Annotated in this window: 15 protein-coding genes; 8 read left to right on the plus strand and 7 right to left on the minus strand. The window is 71.6% G+C overall.

Annotation, left to right across the window (positions count from 1 at the left end; genetic code table 11):
• Positions 1-137: 137 nt before the first annotated feature.
• Complete coding sequence (locus ACSMXR_RS04555) at positions 138-2,357, plus strand: ATP-binding protein (protein ID WP_473171287.1); 2,220 nt, start codon at positions 138-140, stop codon at positions 2,355-2,357.
• Between the two features lie 17 nt (positions 2,358-2,374).
• Here the strand turns inward: ACSMXR_RS04555 and rpsD are convergent, their stop codons facing one another.
• On the minus strand, positions 2,375-2,989 hold the full coding sequence (rpsD, locus tag ACSMXR_RS04560; protein ID WP_137232299.1) for a 30S ribosomal protein S4: 615 nt from the start codon (positions 2,987-2,989) through the stop codon (positions 2,375-2,377).
• Between the two features lie 191 nt (positions 2,990-3,180).
• Between rpsD and ACSMXR_RS04565 the strand changes: the two genes are divergently transcribed.
• Complete coding sequence (locus ACSMXR_RS04565) at positions 3,181-3,882, plus strand: DUF2470 domain-containing protein (protein ID WP_137232298.1); 702 nt, start codon at positions 3,181-3,183, stop codon at positions 3,880-3,882.
• A gap of 19 nt (positions 3,883-3,901) precedes the next feature.
• On the opposite strand, the gene ACSMXR_RS04570 is transcribed toward ACSMXR_RS04565, so the two are convergent.
• Together ACSMXR_RS04570 and ACSMXR_RS04575 are read right to left on the minus strand one after the other, a co-directional pair.
• The gene (locus tag ACSMXR_RS04570) at positions 3,902-5,269 is read right to left on the minus strand and encodes a replication-associated recombination protein A (protein ID WP_473171288.1); all 1,368 of its coding nucleotides are present in this window, start codon (positions 5,267-5,269) and stop codon (positions 3,902-3,904) included.
• 73 nt (positions 5,270-5,342) lie between these two features.
• Positions 5,343-5,981: a vitamin K epoxide reductase family protein gene (locus ACSMXR_RS04575; protein ID WP_030085949.1), complete on the minus strand. Its 639-nt coding sequence runs from the start codon at positions 5,979-5,981 to the stop codon at positions 5,343-5,345.
• Positions 5,982-6,117: 136 nt separating this feature from the next.
• Here ACSMXR_RS04575 and ACSMXR_RS04580 point away from each other — a divergent pair, with 136 nt between their 5' ends.
• The 4 genes from ACSMXR_RS04580 to ACSMXR_RS04595 are packed head-to-tail and all read left to right on the plus strand — an operon-like array spanning position 6,118 to position 9,658.
• Positions 6,118-6,975, plus strand: coding sequence for an ABC transporter ATP-binding protein (locus ACSMXR_RS04580; protein ID WP_137232296.1), 858 nt, complete (start codon positions 6,118-6,120; stop codon positions 6,973-6,975).
• On the plus strand, positions 6,972-7,793 hold the full coding sequence (locus ACSMXR_RS04585; RefSeq protein WP_137232295.1) for an ABC transporter permease: 822 nt from the start codon (positions 6,972-6,974) through the stop codon (positions 7,791-7,793). The genes ACSMXR_RS04580 and ACSMXR_RS04585 overlap by 4 nt, the downstream gene beginning before the upstream one ends.
• Positions 7,751-9,025, plus strand: a complete 1,275-nt coding sequence (locus ACSMXR_RS04590) for a sensor histidine kinase (RefSeq protein ID WP_473171289.1) — start codon at positions 7,751-7,753, stop codon at positions 9,023-9,025. Before ACSMXR_RS04585 ends, ACSMXR_RS04590 begins: the two co-directional genes overlap by 43 nt.
• A gap of 12 nt (positions 9,026-9,037) precedes the next feature.
• Complete coding sequence (locus ACSMXR_RS04595) at positions 9,038-9,658, plus strand: response regulator (RefSeq protein ID WP_137232293.1); 621 nt, start codon at positions 9,038-9,040, stop codon at positions 9,656-9,658.
• A gap of 66 nt (positions 9,659-9,724) precedes the next feature.
• On the opposite strand, the gene hisS is transcribed toward ACSMXR_RS04595, so the two are convergent.
• Entirely contained in the window at positions 9,725-10,987 is a 1,263-nt protein-coding gene (hisS, locus tag ACSMXR_RS04600) for a histidine--tRNA ligase (RefSeq protein WP_218526757.1), read from the minus strand.
• A gap of 17 nt (positions 10,988-11,004) precedes the next feature.
• On the minus strand, positions 11,005-11,694 hold the full coding sequence (locus ACSMXR_RS04605) for an MBL fold metallo-hydrolase (protein WP_473171290.1): 690 nt from the start codon (positions 11,692-11,694) through the stop codon (positions 11,005-11,007).
• A 149-nt stretch (positions 11,695-11,843) separates the two neighbouring features.
• Here ACSMXR_RS04605 and ACSMXR_RS04610 point away from each other — a divergent pair, with 149 nt between their 5' ends.
• Together ACSMXR_RS04610 and ACSMXR_RS04615 are read left to right on the plus strand one after the other, a co-directional pair.
• Entirely contained in the window at positions 11,844-12,635 is a 792-nt protein-coding gene (locus tag ACSMXR_RS04610) for a peptidylprolyl isomerase (RefSeq protein WP_030085939.1), read from the plus strand.
• A gap of 226 nt (positions 12,636-12,861) precedes the next feature.
• Positions 12,862-14,091 carry a DUF349 domain-containing protein gene (locus ACSMXR_RS04615; protein ID WP_137232290.1) on the plus strand — a complete coding sequence of 410 codons (1,230 nt, stop codon included), beginning with the start codon at positions 12,862-12,864 and terminating at the stop codon, positions 14,089-14,091.
• 65 nt (positions 14,092-14,156) lie between these two features.
• On the opposite strand, the gene ACSMXR_RS04620 is transcribed toward ACSMXR_RS04615, so the two are convergent.
• Both ACSMXR_RS04620 and ACSMXR_RS04625 read right to left on the minus strand, forming a co-directional pair.
• Positions 14,157-16,829 (minus strand): RelA/SpoT family protein, encoded by a 2,673-nt coding sequence (locus ACSMXR_RS04620; RefSeq protein ID WP_473171291.1) that lies wholly within the window; start codon positions 16,827-16,829, stop codon positions 14,157-14,159.
• Between the two features lie 168 nt (positions 16,830-16,997).
• Positions 16,998-17,549: an adenine phosphoribosyltransferase gene (locus tag ACSMXR_RS04625; RefSeq protein WP_473171292.1), complete on the minus strand. Its 552-nt coding sequence runs from the start codon at positions 17,547-17,549 to the stop codon at positions 16,998-17,000.
• Position 17,550: the final 1 nt, after the last annotated feature.

The raw sequence follows: 17,550 nt of genomic DNA on the forward strand, positions 1-17,550 counted from the left end.
CTCGGGCCCTGCCGGGCCTTGTCCCACGAGCCTATCGCGCCGCGCATCTCCTCCCCTACCGCATTCCCCGCGGGCGGGGCGGGAGTTGCATTACGAGATTGTACGGAGAGCTTTCAAGCCAGTACTCTGCGTGTTTCATGCGACGCCTGCAGGACCCCTCCCCTCATCCCGATGATCCGGACGCCCGCCGCCCGGCCGCGCCCGGCAACCTCCCGGCCGAACTGAACCCGTTCGTGGGACGTGAGGACGAGCTGACCGAGCTGGGCGGACTGCTGGAGGAGTCCCGGCTCGTGACCGTCGCCGGGGTGGCGGGCGTGGGCAAGACCCGGTGCGTGACCCGGATCGCCGCTCTGCGGGAGAAACGGTACTGCGACGGGGTCCTGCTGGCCGAGCTGTCCGCCGTACGCCACCCCGACCTGCTGGAACACGCCCTGGTCGACGCGTTGGGCCTGACCGACCACACCAGCAGGCCGCCCCGCGCCGTCCTCGTCGACCATCTCTCCGAGCGCCGGACGCTGCTGGTGATCGACGGCTTCGAGCACCTCGTCGACGCCTGCGCCGACCTCGTCACCGAACTGCTGCGCCGGGCGCCGCGCCTCCAGGTGCTCGCGGCCGGGCGCTGCCCCCTCCGGGTGGACGGGGAACGGACGTACCCGCTCGCACCGATGTCCGACGAGGACGCGGTGGAGCTCTTCACCGAACGGGCGCGCGGGGTGCGGCCGGGCTGGCGGCCGACGGCGGGCGAGCGGACGACCGTGCTGGAGCTCTGCCGCCGCCTCGACGGAATCCCGCTGGCCCTGGAGCTGGCGGCCGGGCGGCTGCGCGCCCTCTCGGTGGAGCAGGTGCTCCTGCGGCTGGACGACCGGTTCCGGCTGCTGACCGGCGGCCGTCGCGGTGCGCCGCCGCGCCACCAGACGCTGCGTACGGCGATCGGCTGGAGCCATGAGCTGTGCACACCGGAGCAGCGGCTGCTGTGGGCGCGGCTGTCGGTGTTCGCCGGGCAGTTCGACCTGGAGGCCGCCGAGTACATCTGCGGCGGGGCGGATCTGCCGGCCGACGCGGTGCTCGATGTGCTGGACGAGCTGCTCGCCCAGTCGGTGGTGGAGCGCGAGGACGGGCCGGCCGGCGCCCGCTACCGGCTGCTGGACACGGTCAGGGAGTACGGGGCGCAGTGGCTGGCGCCCACCGGGGACGCCCAGCGGCTGCGGCGGCGGCACCGGGACTGGTTCCTGGGGCTCGCGACCTGGTGCGAGCTGGACTGGTTCAGTCCGCGCCAGGCGGAGGTGGCGGCGCGGATCGACAGCGAGCTGCCCAATCTCCGCCGGGCGATGGAATGTTCGATGGAGAGCCCCGACGAGGTGCATCTCGCGCAGTATCTGGCGGGCACCCTGTGGTTCTACTGGACCGGCTGCGGCCGGCTGTCCGAGGGGCGGCACTGGCTGGACCACGTCCTGGAGGAGCCGGCCCCGCACGATGCCGCGCGGCTGAAGGTGCTGTGGGTGCTGGGGTATGTGGCGGTGCTGCAGGGCGACGCGGTCGGCGCGATCTCGGCGCTCCAGGAGTGCCGGGAGGAGGCCGAGCGGGTCGGGGACGCGACGGCGCTGGCGTACGCGGTGCACCGCACGGGGTGTCTGGCGATCGTGACGGACGACATGGAGCGGGCCGAGGAGCTGCTGCGCGACGCGCTCGGCCGGTACCGCGAGGTGGGCGAGCTGAACAGCAATGTACTGATGGCGCAGGTCGAGCTGGCCATGGCGGTGGCGTTCCTCGGCGATCTGGAAGCGGCAGCGGTGATCTGCGACGAGGTCCGGGAGATCTGCGAGGACCACGGGGAGCGGTGGGCGCTGGCGTACGCGCTGTACGTCCTGGCGTACGCGGCGCTGCGGCGGGGGCGGCCGGCCCGGGCGCGGCAGATGCTCGGCGAGTGCCTGTCGATCGGGCGGACCTTCAACGATCTGCTGGGCACGGTGCTGTCGCTGGAGCTGCTGGCCCTGGTGACGGCGGTGGAGGGGGACGCCGGGGAGGCCGCCGTGCTCCAGGGCGCGGCGGAGGGCATCTGGCCGTCGGTGGGTCTGCAGCTGTTCGGCTCGGCGTTCTACGGGCGGCCGCGGGCGGAGTGCGAGGAGCAGGTGCGCCGGGAGCTGGGGAACGCGGCGTACGAGGAGGGGCTGCGGGCGGGCCGGCGGCTGGATCCGGACACCGCGGTGGCCCGGGCGCTGGCGGGCGGACCGGGCCCGTCGACGGACGCGCCGGGCGCGGGCGGCGGGGCGCCGGGCGGCCCCGGCCCCGGACCCGGGGGAACGCGAAGGCCCGCCGCCTCCCGGATGATCGGGAGGGGCGGGCCGGAGCGCTGGTGAGAGCGGCTACGCCTGGATCAGCGGGCGTAGTACTCGACGACGAGCTGCTCGTCGCAGATCACCGGGATCTCCTTGCGGTTCGGGTCCCGGTCCAGGCGGAAGGCCAGGGCCTTCAGGTTCACCTGGAGGTAGCGCGGGGTCTCGCCCTCGGTGTCGTAGCCACCCTCGCGGGCCACCTGGAAGGGGACCTTGGCGCGGCTGCGCTCGCGGACCTGGACGATGTCGTCCGGGCGCACGCGGAAGGACGGCTTGTCGACCTTGCCGCCGTTGACCTCGATGTGGCCGTGGACGACCATCTGGCGGGCCTGGTAGATGGTGCGGGCGATGCCCGAACGCAGGACCAGGGCGTCGAGGCGACGCTCGAGCTCGACGACCAGCGCCTCGCCCGTCTTGCCTTCGGCCTTCTTGGCGCGGTCGTAGGCGCGCGCCATCTGGCGCTCGCTGATGTCGTACTGCGCACGCAGGCGCTGCTTCTCCAGCAGACGGACCTTGTAGTCCGAGTTCTGCTTGCGGCCACGGCCGTGCTCGCCCGGCGGGTACGGACGAGCTTCGAAGTACTTGACAGCCTTCGGCGTCAGGGCGATGCCGAGGGCACGCGACTTCTTGACCTTGGGACGCGACTGGTTAGGCACGTTCTCCAGACCTCCGTTGTAGGTTAGGTTAGGCTTACCTTACTCAAGGAGATCGCATGTCTCGCCCTGGGAACACCACTCACGTCACGGACAGCACAGACAGCGGCAGCACCTCAAAGGAGGATGCTGCTACGACGGAAGGCCGATCAGATCGTGGTCAGCCGCGTCCCAGCGGGCTAGAAAACACTCGGATGCCGTCAGCAGCCGAGCGCACACGAACTCTCGTACAGAGTACCTGCTCCGCGCTGCTCGTCGTACCGGGGCTCGATCTGGCCCGTGCGGAACCGCTGGTCCCGGACAGCAGGAGCGTGGGACCCGAGGGCGATCTGTTCCTCGAATTCCCCGCGGATTCCCCGGCGGTCCGGGCCGCGACCCACGCGCAGGGCGACGAGCTGACGGCCGTGCTGGAGATCACGGACGTCGCCCCGGTCTCCGTACCGCACCGCATCCGTGGCCGCGCGTGGGTCTCCGGCTGGCTCACCTCCGTGCCCGGCATCGCCGAGCCCGGCCGGATGATGCTGCGCCTGGAGTTCGGCGAGGCGTACGTGGACGACCTCTGGGGCGCCGAGGACATCGAGGCGGAGGACTTCCGCGACGCGGCCCCCGACCCGCTGGCCTTCCACGAGGCGGAGCTGCTGCAGCATCTGCACTCCGCCCACGACGAGCAGATGCGCACCCTGTGCGGGCTGCTGGGCGAGCGCACCGCCCGCGCCTGCTCCGCGCACCAGCCCAGGGCCGTGCCGGTGGCGCTGGACCGCTTCGGGCTGCGGGTCCGCTTCGTCGAGGGCCAGGGGTCCTGCTTCGACGCCCGCTTCGAGTTCCCGGAGCCGGTGCGCGATGTCACCGAGCTGCGCCGCGCCATGCACACCCTCTTCGAGGCCGCCGCCTCCTGACCGGTCGGCTGGAGGCCCCCTACGTCTGCTCGCCGCTCTCGCCGGAGCGGCCCAGGCGTTCGCGGACCCGCTCGACGACGTCCGCGTACCGCGCCTCGGCGCCGTAACGGGTGGGGGTGTAGTACTGCCGGTCGCTGACCGCGTCCGGGGCGTACTGCTGGGCGGCGATGCCGCCCTGCACGTCGTGCGGATAGACATAGCCCTGGGCATGGCCGAGCTTGGCCGCGCCCTTGTAGTGACCGTCGCGCAGATGGGCCGGGACGGGACCCGCGAGCCCTTTGCGGACATCCTCCTGCGCCGCGGAGATCGCCAGCGTCGCCGCGTTGGACTTGGGCGCGAGCGCCAGCGCGATGGTGGCGTGGCTGAGGGTCAGCGCCGCCTCCGGGAAACCGATCATGGCCACCGCCTGGGCGGCGGCCACGGCGGTCGGCAGCGCGGTGGGATCGGCCAGGCCGATGTCCTCGCTGGCCGAGATCATCAGCCGCCGGGCGATGAACCGCGGGTCCTCCCCCGCCTCGATCATCCGGGCCAGGTAGTGCAGAGCGGCGTCCACGTCGGAGCCGCGGATCGACTTGATGAGCGCGCTGGCCACGTCGTAGTGCTGGTCGCCGTCACGGTCGTACTTCACGGCGGCCCGGTCGACGGTCGCCTCGACCGTCTCCAGGGTGATCTCCGCCTCCCCCGTGGCGATGGCCGCGCCCGCCGCGGCCTCCAGCGCCGTCAGGGCCCGGCGCGCGTCGCCGCCCGCGATCCGCAGCAGATGCGCCTCGGCGTCCTCGGGCAAGGTGACCGCCCCGCCGAGACCCCGCTCACCGGTCAGCGCCCGGCGCAGCAGCGAGCGCAGATCGTCGTCGGTCAGCGGCTCCAGGGTGAGTAGCAGGGAGCGCGAGAGCAGCGGCGAGATGATGGAGAAGTACGGATTCTCCGTGGTGGCGGCGATGAGCGTCACCCAGCGGTTCTCCACGGCGGGGAGCAGGGAGTCCTGCTGGGCCTTGGAGAAGCGGTGGATCTCGTCCAGGAAGAGGACGGTCTCCTTGCCGAAGCCGCCGGTGGCGCGGCGCGCGCTCTCGATGACGGCCCGGACCTCCTTGACGCCCGCGGTGATCGCGGAGAGCTCCACGAAGCGCTTGTTGGTGGCCTTGCTGACCACATACGCCAGGGTCGTCTTGCCGGTGCCGGGCGGACCCCAGAGGATCACTGACGACGCACCGGCCGGACCGCCGCTCCCCTCGACGAGCCGGCGCAGCGGCGAGCCCGGCTTCAGCAGATGCTGCTGGCCGACGACCTCGTCGAGGGTGCGCGGACGCATCCGGACAGCGAGGGGGCTGCTGGACGGGTCCTTCTCCTGGCGGTCTTCGGCGGCTGCGGTAAAGAGGTCGGGCTCCACGTCATGAAGCCTAAGCGACCCCACTGACAGCGCCGCCGGGGCAAAGGGCACCTACCACGTTGGTAGGTGCCCATCAGCTGGTCCAGAAGTCCCACCAGCGGGTCAGGATCAGCATGCCGATGATCCCGATCCACAGCACCGGAAGCACCCAGGGGAACTCGGTGAGCCCGCTGCGCAGCCAGGCCGGGGCCGGGAGGATGCGGTGCTTGACGTTGTGCGTGGTCACGTAGGAGAACATGACGATGGTGGCGACCCAGGCCAGGCAGCACCACAGGCAGAGCGAGTTGATGTTGTAGAGCGACTGGTACTGGAGCCAGGTGCAGAAGCCCACGCCGAACAGCGTCCCGGCGTTCAGCCCGAGCCAGAACCAGCCGCGGTAGCGGGCGCCGGCGAGCAGGCCCATGCCGATCGCGATGACCATGCCGTACGTGACCAGGCCCAGCATCGGGTTGGGGAACCCGAAGGCCGAGGCCTGCTCGCTCTTCATGATGTTGCCGCAGGCGACGACGGGGTTGAGGCTGCAGCCGGGGGTGAAGGAGGGGTCCTCCAGCAGCTTGAACTTGTCGATCGTGATGACCCAGGAGGCCAGCAGTCCGGCCGCGCCGGTGATCACCAGGAGCAGGGCGAGACCGCGTCCGGCCCCGAAGGTGCGCTTGCCGCCGCCCTCGTCCTGGTCGGAGGAGAGGTCGTGGTCTACCGCAGCAGTCGTCATATCGCCGTTCCATCACCGAGTGGTCAGCCGGGCAAGGTCATTGTGCCGCACCCCTGTACGGGTCAACCGTTCGATGGACATAAAGGTGTACGACCGGTGGGCAGCGGAACGCCGGTCCCACGGAATGCTCGGACCCATGACGGAACTCGTGGTGAACGTGCGCGGACTGCGCAAGCGATACGGCGGTGTGACCGCGCTGGACGGCCTGGACCTGGGCATCCGGCGCGGCGAGGTGTGCGGGCTGCTCGGCCCGAACGGTGCCGGGAAGAGCACCTGCGTGGGCGTGCTCCAGGGGCAGCGGGACCGGGACGGCGGCCGTGTGGAGGTCCTCGGCGTCGACCCCGCGACGGCCGACCGCCGTCAACGGTCCCGGGTCGGGATCGTCTGGCAGGATGAATCCGCGCCCGCCGAGTTGACGGTACGGGAGACGGTCCGGCACTTCGCCCGCTACTACCCGCACCCGCGCGACCCCGACGAGACCATCGCCCTGGTCGGTCTGGAGGCGAAGGCGGGATCCCGGACCAAGGCCCTCTCGGGTGGTCAGCGCCGCCGTCTCGATGTGGCGCTCGGGGTGATCGGCTCCCCCGAACTCCTCCTGCTCGACGAGCCGACCACCGGTTTCGATCCGGCGGCCCGACGGCAGTTCTGGGAGCTGATCCGGCTGCTCGCGGACGGCGGCACCACCATCCTCCTGACCACGCACTATCTGGAGGAGGCCGAGGCGCTCGCCGACCGGCTCGTGGTCGTCGCCTCGGGCGCCGCGGTCGCCGAGGGAACTCCTGAGGAACTGCGGGCCCGGTACGGCACCCGCGCCACGGTCCGGTGGACGGAGCCCGACGGATCGCCGCGCTCCGAGGAGACCGGGACGCCGACGCGTACGGTCACCGCGCTCGCCGACCGTTTCGGCGGCGAGGTCCCGGGGCTGCTGGTCACCCGGCCCACGCTGGAAGACGTCTATCTGCGGCTCACCGGACAGTCGGAGGCCGGCCGATGACCGCCCAGGACATCACCGGACTGCCCGGTGCGTGGCGCCTGGGGCTGCTGCGCGGCGGTCTGGAACTGAAGCAGTTCTTCCGCCTGCGCGACCAGGTCGTCTTCTCGCTCGCCTTCCCCGTCGTCCTCCTGGTGCTGCTCGCCTCGATCTTCGGCGGTGAGGTGGCGGACGGCGAGGTCCCCGTCTCGCAGATCTATGTGGCCGCGATGCTCGGGGCGGGCATCATGGCGACCAGTTTCCAGTCGCTCGGCATCTCCATCGCGATCGAGCGCGACGAGCGGCTGCTGCGCCGGCTGATCTCCACACCTATGCCGCCCGCCGCCTACTTCCTGGGAAAGGTGTGGCTGGTCCTGGTCACCGGGGCCCTGGAGGCGGCCGTCCTGCTGACGGTCGGAGTGGGACTGTACGATCTTGACCTGCCCGGGGACGTGTCCACCTGGCTGACGTTCGGCTGGATCTTCCTGCTCGGGACGGCGGCCTGCGCGCTGCTCGGCATCGCGATCAGCAGTCTGCCCGGGTCGGGCCGGAGCGCGGGCTCGGTGGTCATCCTGCCGTTCCTGGTGCTCCAGTTCATCTCCGGCGTCTACATCCCGGCGAGCGAACTCCCGGACTGGATGCTGAACATCGGCGCCCTGTTCCCGCTGAAGTGGATGTGCCAGGGCTTTCGCGGGGTCTTTCTGCCCGAATCGGCCGCCGTGCTGGAGCAGGCGGGCGGCTGGGAGTTCGGACGGATCGCCCTGGTGCTGGGCGCGTGGTGCATCGGAGGATTGCTGCTGTGTCTGCTGACGTTCCGCTGGAAGAGCCGGCGCGACGGCTGACCGGAGCGGGCGGGGCTCGTGACTCCGACGTCTGGGTCCGGTCGCTGCCTCCCTGGGACGGGTATTTCGCCGTCGTCTGGGCGGTCACCCTCGCCGTGGTGCTGGGTGCCGCCGAACCGTCGTGGCCGGTCCGCGCGACGGCGGCCGCGATCGTGGCGCTGAATCTGCCGTGGTACATCCTGGTCGGCCGGCCCGCCATGCTGGACGACAGCGGGTCCGAGGGGCCGGCCCGCCGCTATGTGGTGGGAGCGCTGCTGCTCTTCCTGCCCACCGCGATGCTGGTCGGCGAGACGCAGCTGGTCACGTTCGCGCTGGCCCCGCAGTGCTTCATGCTGCTGCGGCTGCGGGACGCGCTGTGGGTGCTGGGCGGTATGGGCGCGGTGCCGTTCGTCGGCTGGACGCTGCTGTGGCATCCGACGGCGGGCGAGGCCGCGTTCCGGCTGCTGCTGGCGGTGGCGACCTTCGCGTTCAGCGCGTTCCTGGGCCGGTGGACGATGCGGATCATCGCCCAGAGCCGCGGCCGGGCCGCGCTGATCGCCGAGCTGGAGGCGGGCCGTGAGGAGATCGCCCGGCTCTCCACGGCGCACGGGGCGCTGGCGGAGCGGGAGCGGATGTCGCGGGAGATCCACGACACGCTGGCCCAGGGCTTCACCAGCCTGCTGATGCTCTCCCAGGCCGTCGAGTCGGAGCTGGACCACGATCTGCCGCAGGCCCGGCGCCATGTGGAGCTGATGACCCGGACCGCGCGGGAGAACCTCGCCGAGGCACGGGCGCTGGTGGCCGGTGGCTCTCCGGCCGACCTGGCGGGCAACTCGCTGGCGGACGCCCTGAACCGGCTGACCGACCGGCACACCGCGCAGACCGGCGCCCCGGCCCGGCTGACGGTGACCGGCGGCGTCCGCCCGCTGCCGACCGCGTACGAGGTCGTCGTCCTGCGCGCCTGTCAGGAGGCCCTCGCCAACACCCGTAAACACGCGGGCCCGTCCGTACCGGTGGCCGTCGTGCTGACGTACGCCTCCGACGCCCTGACCCTGTCCGTACGGGACGAGGGGCGCGGCTTCGACCCCCGGGCGCCGCGCGAGGGCTACGGCCTCGACGGTGTACGGGCCAGGGCCGAGGAAGCGGGCGGCGGCGCGGCGGTCCGCAGTGCGCCGGGCGCCGGGACCTCGGTGACCGTGACCCTGCCGCTGCCCCCGGCCGCCCCGTCCGCGGGCGCCACCCGCGCCCCCTAGAAGGAGTTTGTGATGATCCGAGTCCTGCTGGCCGACGACCACCCCGTCGTACGGGAGGGGCTGCGCGGGATGCTGGACGCCGAGCCGGACCTGGAGGTCGTGGGTGAGGCGTCCAGCGGTCCGCGCGCCGAGGCGCTCTGCGCCGAACTGCTGCCGGACATCGTGCTGATGGACCTGCGGATGCCGGGCGGCGGAGGCGTCGAGTCGATCCGCCGGATCCGGGCGGCCGGGCTGCCGTGCCGGGTCGTCGTGCTCACCACGTACGAGAGCGACAGCGACATCCTGCGCGCGGTGGAGGCCGGCGCGTCCGGCTATCTGCTCAAGGACCTGGGCCGGGCGGAGCTGGCGGACGCGATCCGGGCCGCGGCCCGGGGCGAGACCGTGCTCGCGCCGACGGTGGCGACCCGGTTGGTGGACCAGTTGCGCGAAGCGCCGGAGGTGCCCCGGCTCTCGGAGCGCGAGACGCAGGTGCTGCGGCTGGTGGCGGAGGGGTGCACCAACGCGGAGATCGGGCGGCGGCTGTTCATCGGCGAGTCGACGGTGAAGACCCATCTGCTGCGGGTCTTCGGCAAGCTGGGCGTCGGCGACCGGACCGCCGCGGTGACGGGGGCGATGCGCCACGGGCTGCTGTGAGCGGACGGAAAAGGCGCGGGCGGCAGGACCTGGAGTCCTGCCGCCCGCGCCCCGTTCACGGCTCTGTCAGCCGAGGCGCTTCGCCAGTTCGGCCGCGACCTCGGTCAGCGGCACCGCGCTCTGCTCGCCGGACTCCATGTCCTTGAGCTGGACGACGCCCTCGGCGAGATCGCGCTCGCCCGCCACCAGGGCGTAGCGCGCGCCCGAGCGGTTGGCGCTCTTCATCGCGCCCTTCAGCCCGCGGCCGCCGAACGCGAAGTCCGCGGCGATCCCCGCCCGGCGCAGCCCGGTGACCACGCCGAACAGCACCCGGCGGGCCTCCTCGCCGAGCGGGACCGCGTACACGCTGGTGGTGTAGGGCAGGTCGAGCTCGATGCCCTCGGCCTCCAGCGCGAGGACCGTGCGGTCCACGCCGAGCGCCCAGCCGACGGACGGCAGCTCGGGGCCGCCGATCATCTCGGACAGCCCGTCATAGCGGCCGCCGCCGCCCACCGCGGACTGGGAGCCGAGACCGTCGTGGACGAACTCGAAGGTGGTGCGGGTGTAGTAGTCGAGGCCGCGCACCAGCTTCTCGTCGTCCTCGAAGACCACGCCGGCGGCCGTGAGGAGCGCCCGGACCTCCTCGTGGTACGCCTTGCACGCGTCGCACAGATAGTCGCGCAGCTTCGGGGCATCGGTGAGCTGCTTCTGTACGTCGGCCCGCTTGTCGTCCAGGACGCGCAGCGGGTTGATCTCGATGCGGCGGCGGGTCTCCTCGTCGAGGTCGAGGTCGCGCAGGAAGGTCTGGAGCGCCTCGCGGTAGACCGGGCGGCACTCCTTGTCGCCCAGCGAGTTCAGCAGGATGCGGAACTGCCGCAGGCCCAGCGAGCGGTACGCCTGGTCGGCGAGGATGATCAGCTCGGCGTCCAGGACCGGGTCCTCGGTGCCGATGGCCTCGGCGCCGACCTGCGAGAAGTGGCGGTAGCGGCCCGCCTGCGGGCGCTCGTAGCGGTAGTACGAGCCGGAGTACCAGAGCTTGACAGGGAGGTTGCCCGCCTTGTGGAGGTTGGACTCCAGGGCCGCGCGCAGCACGGAGGCGGTGCCCTCGGGGCGCAGCGCCAGCTGGTCGCCGCCCTTGGTGGTGAGGGTGTACATCTCCTTGGTGACGATGTCGGTGGACTCGCCGACTCCGCGCGCGAAGAGCTCGACGTTCTCGAAGCCGGGCGTCTCGATGTAGCCGTAGCCCGAGTCGCGCAGCGGGGCCGCGATGGCCTCGCGCACCGCCAGGAACGTCGCGGAACGGGGCGGGGTCAGGTCGTACGTGCCCTTGGGGGCCTGAAAGGTGCTCACGTGAATACGTCTCTCGTCTACAGTCCTCGGCGCGGCGCCGCGTCCAGACCGTTCAGGAACGGGTTGGAGGCGCGCTCGCGGCCGATGGTCGTCTGGGGGCCGTGGCCGGACAGCACCACGGTCGAGTCGTCGAGCGGCAGGCACACACGGGCCAGCGACTCGAGCAGCTCGGCGTGGTCGCCGCCGGGCAGGTCGGTGCGTCCGACGGAGCCGGCGAAGAGCAGGTCGCCCGAGAAGAGGACCGGCGGAATGTCCGCGGCCTCGGGCATCCCGAACGTCACCGACCCCTTGGTATGGCCGGGCGCGTGCGAGACGCCGAACTCGAGCCCGGCCAGGGTCAGCTTCGAGCCGTCGGTCAGCTCCTTGACGTCGTCCGGCTCCCCCACGGTCAGCTCGCCCATGAGCGGCATCCCGATCGAGCGGCCGAGCGCCTTCTCCGGGTCGCTCATCATGTAGCGGTCCTGGGGGTGGATCCAGGCGGGGACGTCGTGGGCGCCGCAGACGGGGACGACCGAGGCGACATGGTCGATATGGCCGTGGGTGAGCACGACGGCGACGGGCTTGAGCCGATGCTTCTTCAGCGTTTCCTCGACGCCCTGGGCGGCCTGGTGGCCCGGGTCGATGATCACGCACTCCTCACCGGCGGCGGGGGCGACCAGGTAGCAATTGGTCCCCCAGGCCCCGGCGGGGAACCCGGCAATGAGCACGATCGTCCTTAATGTTCGTCCGGAGGATGCGGCCGCAGCGGCGGATGCGGCAGATCAGAGCCTACCGGCGCTCCTCATGACACAGGTAACCCATATACGGTACGGGCAACTCAGGCCCTCATTTCACGACGTAACAAGGAGCCCAACCGGTGTCCAGCAGCGAACAGCGGCGGCGGCAGCTCGCCCGGGAGAAGTTCGAGCGCCAGCAGAAGCGCCGGGAGGAGGCCCGCCGCAGGACCAGGCGCATCACCGCGATCGTCGCGGCCTCGGTGGCCGTGGTCGCCGTCGTGGGCGTGAGCGCGTTCGTCGTATCGGGCAAGGACGACGACAAGGACAAGAAGACCGACGCCGCGGCGAGCCAGAGCCCCGCTCCGGAGCCTTCGGAGAGCGAGAGCAAGGCTCCCACGCCTCCGATGAAGATCGACAAGAAGGCGACGTACACGATGTCGCTCAAGACGAGCCAGGGCGACATCGCGTTCTCGATGGACGCGGCGAAGACCCCGGAGACGACGAACTCCTTCAAGGCGCTCGCCGACAAGGGCTACTTCGACGCCACCAAGTGCCACCGGCTGACCACCCAGGGCATCTTCGTGCTCCAGTGCGGCGACCCGAAGGGCGACGGCACCGGCGGCCCGGGCTACAACATCCCGGACGAGAACCTGGACGCGCTCGGCAAGGCGGGCGCCGACGGCACGGTGTCCTTCCCTCCGGGCACGGTGGCGATGGCCAATACCGGCCAGCCCGGCACCGGCGGCAGCCAGTTCTTCCTGGTCTACAAGGAGACGAAGCTCCCGCCCACCTACACCCCGTTCGGCACGATGGACGACGCCTCGCTGAAGGCCGTCCAGAAGGTCGGCGAGGCCGGTGTCGAGGGCGGCGCGGGCGACGGCGCCCCGAAGAAGGCCGTGACGATCGAGAAGGCTTCGGTCGAGAAGGACTGAACCGGCGGGACGGAAGCGGCAGGACGGCGACCGGCCGGGCGGCCACCGGCGGGGCAGCGGGCTGCCCCGGGCCGGAGCGGAGAATTTCGGCCGCGCTGAGTGCGGACAGCCGGGTGGCCGGTCGCCTAGATTGGCGTTGTGCAGGGCGGGCGAGGCCCGCCCCAGGAAACTGTGGACGATGCCCGGGGGGCGAACCCCCTCGCAGGTATCAGGTGGAGGAGGCGCTGTGAGCAGCGACCCGTGGGGCCGCGTCGATGAGACGGGCACCGTGTACGTGCGTACAGCCGACGGCGAGCAGGTCGTCGGATCGTGGCAGGCCGGTTCCCCCGAGGAGGCTCTGGCCTATTTCGAGCGCAAGTACGACGGCATTGTGGTCGAGATCGGCCTCCTCGAACGGCGGGTGAAGACCACCGACCTGTCGGCCAAGGACGCGACGGCGGCGATCGACCATCTGCGGCAGCAGGTCGACGAGCACCACGCGGTGGGCGACCTCGACGCGCTGCGCAAGCGGCTGGACGCGCTCGTCTCGACGGTCGAGGCGCGCCGCGAGGAGCGCAAGGTCCTCAAGGCCAAGCAGACCGACGAGGCCAAGCAGGCCAAGGAGGCGCTGGTCGCCGAGGCGGAGGAGCTGGCACAGAGCGAGCAGTGGCGGTCGGCCGGTGAGCGGCTGCGGGCGCTGGTGGACACCTGGAAGGGTCTCCCCCGCCTGGACCGCAAGTCGGACGACGAGCTGTGGCACCGCTTCTCGCACGCCCGATCGGCGTTCTCCAAGCGGCGCAAGGCGCACTTCGCCGCGCTGGACGCCCAGCGCGAGGACGCCCGCAAGGCCAAGGAGAAGCTGGTCACCGAGGCCGAGGCGCTGTCCGGCTCCACGGACTGGGCGGGCACGGCGGCGCGCTACCGCGACCTGATGACCGAGTGGAAGGCGGCGGGCCGCGCCCAGCGCGAGGCCGAGGACGACCTGTGGAACCGCTTCCGCGGCGCCCAGGACGTCTTCTTCGCCGCCCGCGGCGAGGTCTTCGCGGAGCGGGACGCCGAGCAGGGCGAGAATCTCAAGCTCAAGGAGGAGCTCGCCGCCGAGGCCGAGAAGCTGGTGCCGGTGAAGGACCTCAAGGCGGCCCGGGCCGCGTTCCGGTCCATCAACGAGCGCTGGGAGGCCATCGGGCACGTACCGCGTGACGCCCGCCCGAAGGTCGAGGGCCGGATGCAGGCGGTGGAGCGGGCGCTCCAGGAGTCCGAGGAGTCCGAGTGGCGCCGGACGAACCCGGAGGCGCGGGCCCGGGCCGCGGGTCTGACCGGTCAGCTCCAGGCCGCCGTGGACAAGCTGCGCGGCCAGATCGACACGGCGCGTGCCCAGGGCAACAACGCCCGTGCGGACAAGCTGGCCAAGGAGCTGGAGGGCCGGCAGGCGCTGCTGGACCAGGCGCTCAAGGGCCTGGAGGAGTTCGGCGGCTGAGACCCGCTGTACGAGGGAGGGGCCCCGGTACGCATCGCGTACCGGGGCCCCTCTCGTATGCGCTGCTACGGCCTGCGGGCCGAGGTGACCCGGTAGACGTCGTAGACGCCCTCCACGCCGCGTACGGCCTTCAGGACGTGGCCCAGGTGTTTGGGGTCGCCCATCTCGAAGGTGAAGCGGGAGGTGGCCACCCGGTCGCGGGAGGTCTGGACGGCCGCCGAGAGGATGTTGACGTGCTGGTCGGAGAGGATCCGGGTGACGTCGGAGAGCAGCCGGGAGCGGTCCAGCGCCTCGACCTGGATGGCGACCAGGAAGACCGAGGACTGGGTGGGGGCCCACTCGACCTCCAGGATCCGCTCGGGCTGCTGCGAGAGCGATTCCACGTTGACGCAGTCCGCGCGGTGCACGGAGACGCCGCTGCCCCGGGTGACGAAGCCGATGATCGGGTCGCCGGGGACGGGCGTACAACAGCGGGCCAGCTTGACCCAGACGTCCTCGACGCCCTTGACGACGACGCCGGGGTCCGCGTTGGCGCGGCGCTTGCTGCGGCCGCCGTGCGAGGGCGGGGTGGACTCGGCGATGTCCTCGTTGGCCTCGTCGTGGCCGCCGAGCGCCTGCACCAGCTTCTGCACCACGCCGGCGGCGGCGACATGGCCCTCGCCGATCGCCGCGTACAGCGAGGAGATGTCCGGGTAGCGCATCTCGTGGGCGAGGGTGACCAGCGAGTCGCCGGTGAGGATGCGCTGGATCGGCAGGTTCTGCTTGCGCATGGCGCGCGCGATGGCGTCCTTGCCCTGCTCGATGGCCTCGTCGCGGCGCTCCTTGGAGAACCAGGCGCGGATCTTGTTGCGGGCGCGCGGCGACTTGACGAAGCCGAGCCAGTCCCGGGAGGGTCCGGCGCCGGCCGCCTTGGAGGTGAAGACCTCGACCAGATCGCCGTTGTCGAGCGTCGATTCGAGCGGGACGAGCCGCCCGTTGACACGTGCTCCTATGGTCCGGTGGCCGACCTCGGTGTGGACGGCGTACGCGAAGTCGACGGGGGTCGCGCCGGCGGGCAGCGCTATCACGTCGCCCTTCGGCGTGAAGACGAAGACCTCGTTGCGTGAGAGGTCGAAGCGCAGGGACTCCAGGAACTCGCCGGGGTCCTCGGTCTCCTTCTGCCAGTCCAGGAGCTGGCGCAGCCACGCCATGTCGTTGACGGTGTCCTGGCCGCGGCCGGTGTTCTTGGGGACGTCGGTGCGCACCTTGGAGGCGCCCGCGACGGCTTCCTGCTTGTACTTCCAGTGGGCGGCGATGCCGTACTCGGCGCGGCGGTGCATGTCGAACGTACGGATCTGGAGCTCGACGGGCTTGCCGCTGGGACCGATCACCGTGGTGTGCAGCGACTGGTACATGTTGAACTTCGGCATCGCGATGTAGTCCTTGAACCGCCCGGGCACCGGGTTCCACCGGGCGTGGACGGTGCCGAGCGCCGCGTAGCAGTCGCGGACGGTGTCGACGAGGACGCGGATGCCGACCAGGTCGTAGATCTCGGCGAAGTCGCGGCCTCGCACGATCATCTTCTGGTAGACGCTGTAGTAGTGCTTGGGGCGGCCGGTGACGGTGGCCTTGATGCGGGCGGCGCGCAGGTCGGACTGGACCTCGTCGGTCACTATGGCGAGGTACTCGTCGCGCTTGGGGGCCCGCTCGGCGACGAGGCGGACGATCTCGTCGTACATCTTGGGGTAGAGGATCGCGAAGGCGAGGTCCTCCAGCTCCCACTTGATGGTGTTCATGCCCAGCCGGTGCGCCAGCGGGGCGTAGATCTCCAGCGTCTCGCGGGCCTTCTTCTCCTGCTTCTCCCGCTTGAGGTAGCGCATGGTGCGCATGTTGTGCAGGCGGTCGGCGAGCTTGATGACCAGGACCCGGGGGTCCTTGGCCATGGCGACGACCATCTTTCGTACGGTCTCGGCCTGCGCGGCCTCGCCGAACTTGACCTTGTCCAGCTTGGTGACACCGTCGACGAGCAGGGCGACCTGGTCGCCGAAGTCGCGCTTGAGGGTGTCCAGGCCGTACTCGGTGTCCTCGACGGTGTCGTGCAGCAGGCCCGCCATCAGCGTCGCCGGGTCCATGCCGAGCTCGGCGAGGATCGTGGTGACGGCCAGCGGGTGGGTGATGTAGGGGTCGCCGCTCTTGCGCTTCTGGCCCCGGTGCCAGCGCTCGGCGACCTGGTAGGCCTTCTCGATCTGGCGGAGCGTGGCCGTCTCGATCTTGGGGTCGTTGCCGCGGACCGTCCGCAGGAGGGGTTCCAGGACCGGGTTGTACGGGCTGGAGCGCTGTACGCCCAGTCGGGCGAGGCGGGCCCGCACCCGGTTGGACGAGCCGCCGCTGCGGGAGGCGGACCCGGTGGAGGCTGCGGCCTTCGCGGGGGGTCCGGGCGGCGGGGGCTTGGGGGCGGCGGCGGCCGGTTTCCTGGCCGGCGGCTGCGCCGGGCTGCCGGTCCCGGCCGGTTTCGGGGCCTCGGGGGCCGCGGGCTTGGCCGGAGCGGCGGACTCCGCGGGCTTCGCGGGAGCGGTGGGCTCGGCGTCCTTCGCGGGAGCGGCGGGCTTCGCGGCGGCCGGGGGGCGCGCGGCGTCGGCGGCGGGCCCGGGGGGCGCGGGCTTCGGCGCGTTCGAGGGCGCGGCCTTCTGCGGCGTGGCGGGGGCCGCCACGGGCTTGTCGGGCTGCGGGGCGGCGGCTGACTGGGCCTCGTCTGGCAAGAGCGCTCCTCGTGCGGATCCGGGGTACCCGGGAGCCCATGGTATCGATCCCCCGGCGGGACCTCGCCCGGGGACGGTGGGAGCCTGCACAACGAGGGATGGGCACCCGGTGTTCCCGGGTGCCCATCCCTGGTGCTCGATGTCCGTCGCCGGACGGTCGCCGGTGGTTCAGACCGTGATCAGAGCCTCCAGCGGCGCCCCGGCGAGAGCGGGCTCCAGGCGGGCCCGGCCCGCGAGGAAGCCGAGCTCCATGAGGACCGCGACGCCCGCGACCTGGGCGCCGGCCCGCCGGATGAGCTCCAGCGAGGCCCCGGCGGTGCCGCCGGTGGCGAGGACGTCGTCGATGACCATGATCCGGTCACCGGCGTCGAGGTCCTCGGCGTGGATCTCGATCTCCGCGCTGCCGTACTCCAGCTCGTAGGACTGGCTCAGCGTGGCCCCGGGGAGCTTCCCGGCCTTGCGGACCGGGATGAAGCCGATGCCCGCCCGAACCGCGACGGGCGCGGCCAGGATGAAGCCGCGGGCCTCCAGGCCGACGATCTTCGTGGCGCCGTGCCGTACGCACAGCTCCGCGAGGACGTCGGTGAGCGCCGTGAAGGCCACCGGGTCCGCGAGCAGCGGGGTGATGTCCTTGAACATCACGCCCGGCTTCGGGTAGTCCGCGACATCGCGGATCCGGCTGAGCAGCAGCTCCCTGGTGGATTCGGTGGTGCTCGTCATC

It is taken from the genome of Streptomyces sp. DSM 106670 (assembly GCF_055792845.1).

Excerpts from the sequence above, each read along its gene's own strand:
- ACSMXR_RS04555 (WP_473171287.1), top strand. The coding sequence starts at position 138 with ATGCGACGCCTGCAGGACCCCTCCCCTCATCCCGATGATCCGGACGCC.
- ACSMXR_RS04565 (WP_137232298.1), top strand. The coding sequence starts at position 3,181 with ATGCCGTCAGCAGCCGAGCGCACACGAACTCTCGTACAGAGTACCTGC.
- ACSMXR_RS04575 (WP_030085949.1), bottom strand. The coding sequence starts at position 5,981 with ATGACGACTGCTGCGGTAGACCACGACCTCTCCTCCGACCAGGACGAG.
- ACSMXR_RS04580 (WP_137232296.1), top strand. The coding sequence starts at position 6,118 with ATGACGGAACTCGTGGTGAACGTGCGCGGACTGCGCAAGCGATACGGC.
- ACSMXR_RS04585 (WP_137232295.1), top strand. The coding sequence starts at position 6,972 with ATGACCGCCCAGGACATCACCGGACTGCCCGGTGCGTGGCGCCTGGGG.
- ACSMXR_RS04595 (WP_137232293.1), top strand. The coding sequence starts at position 9,038 with ATGATCCGAGTCCTGCTGGCCGACGACCACCCCGTCGTACGGGAGGGG.
- ACSMXR_RS04625 (WP_473171292.1), bottom strand. The coding sequence starts at position 17,549 with ATGACGAGCACCACCGAATCCACCAGGGAGCTGCTGCTCAGCCGGATC.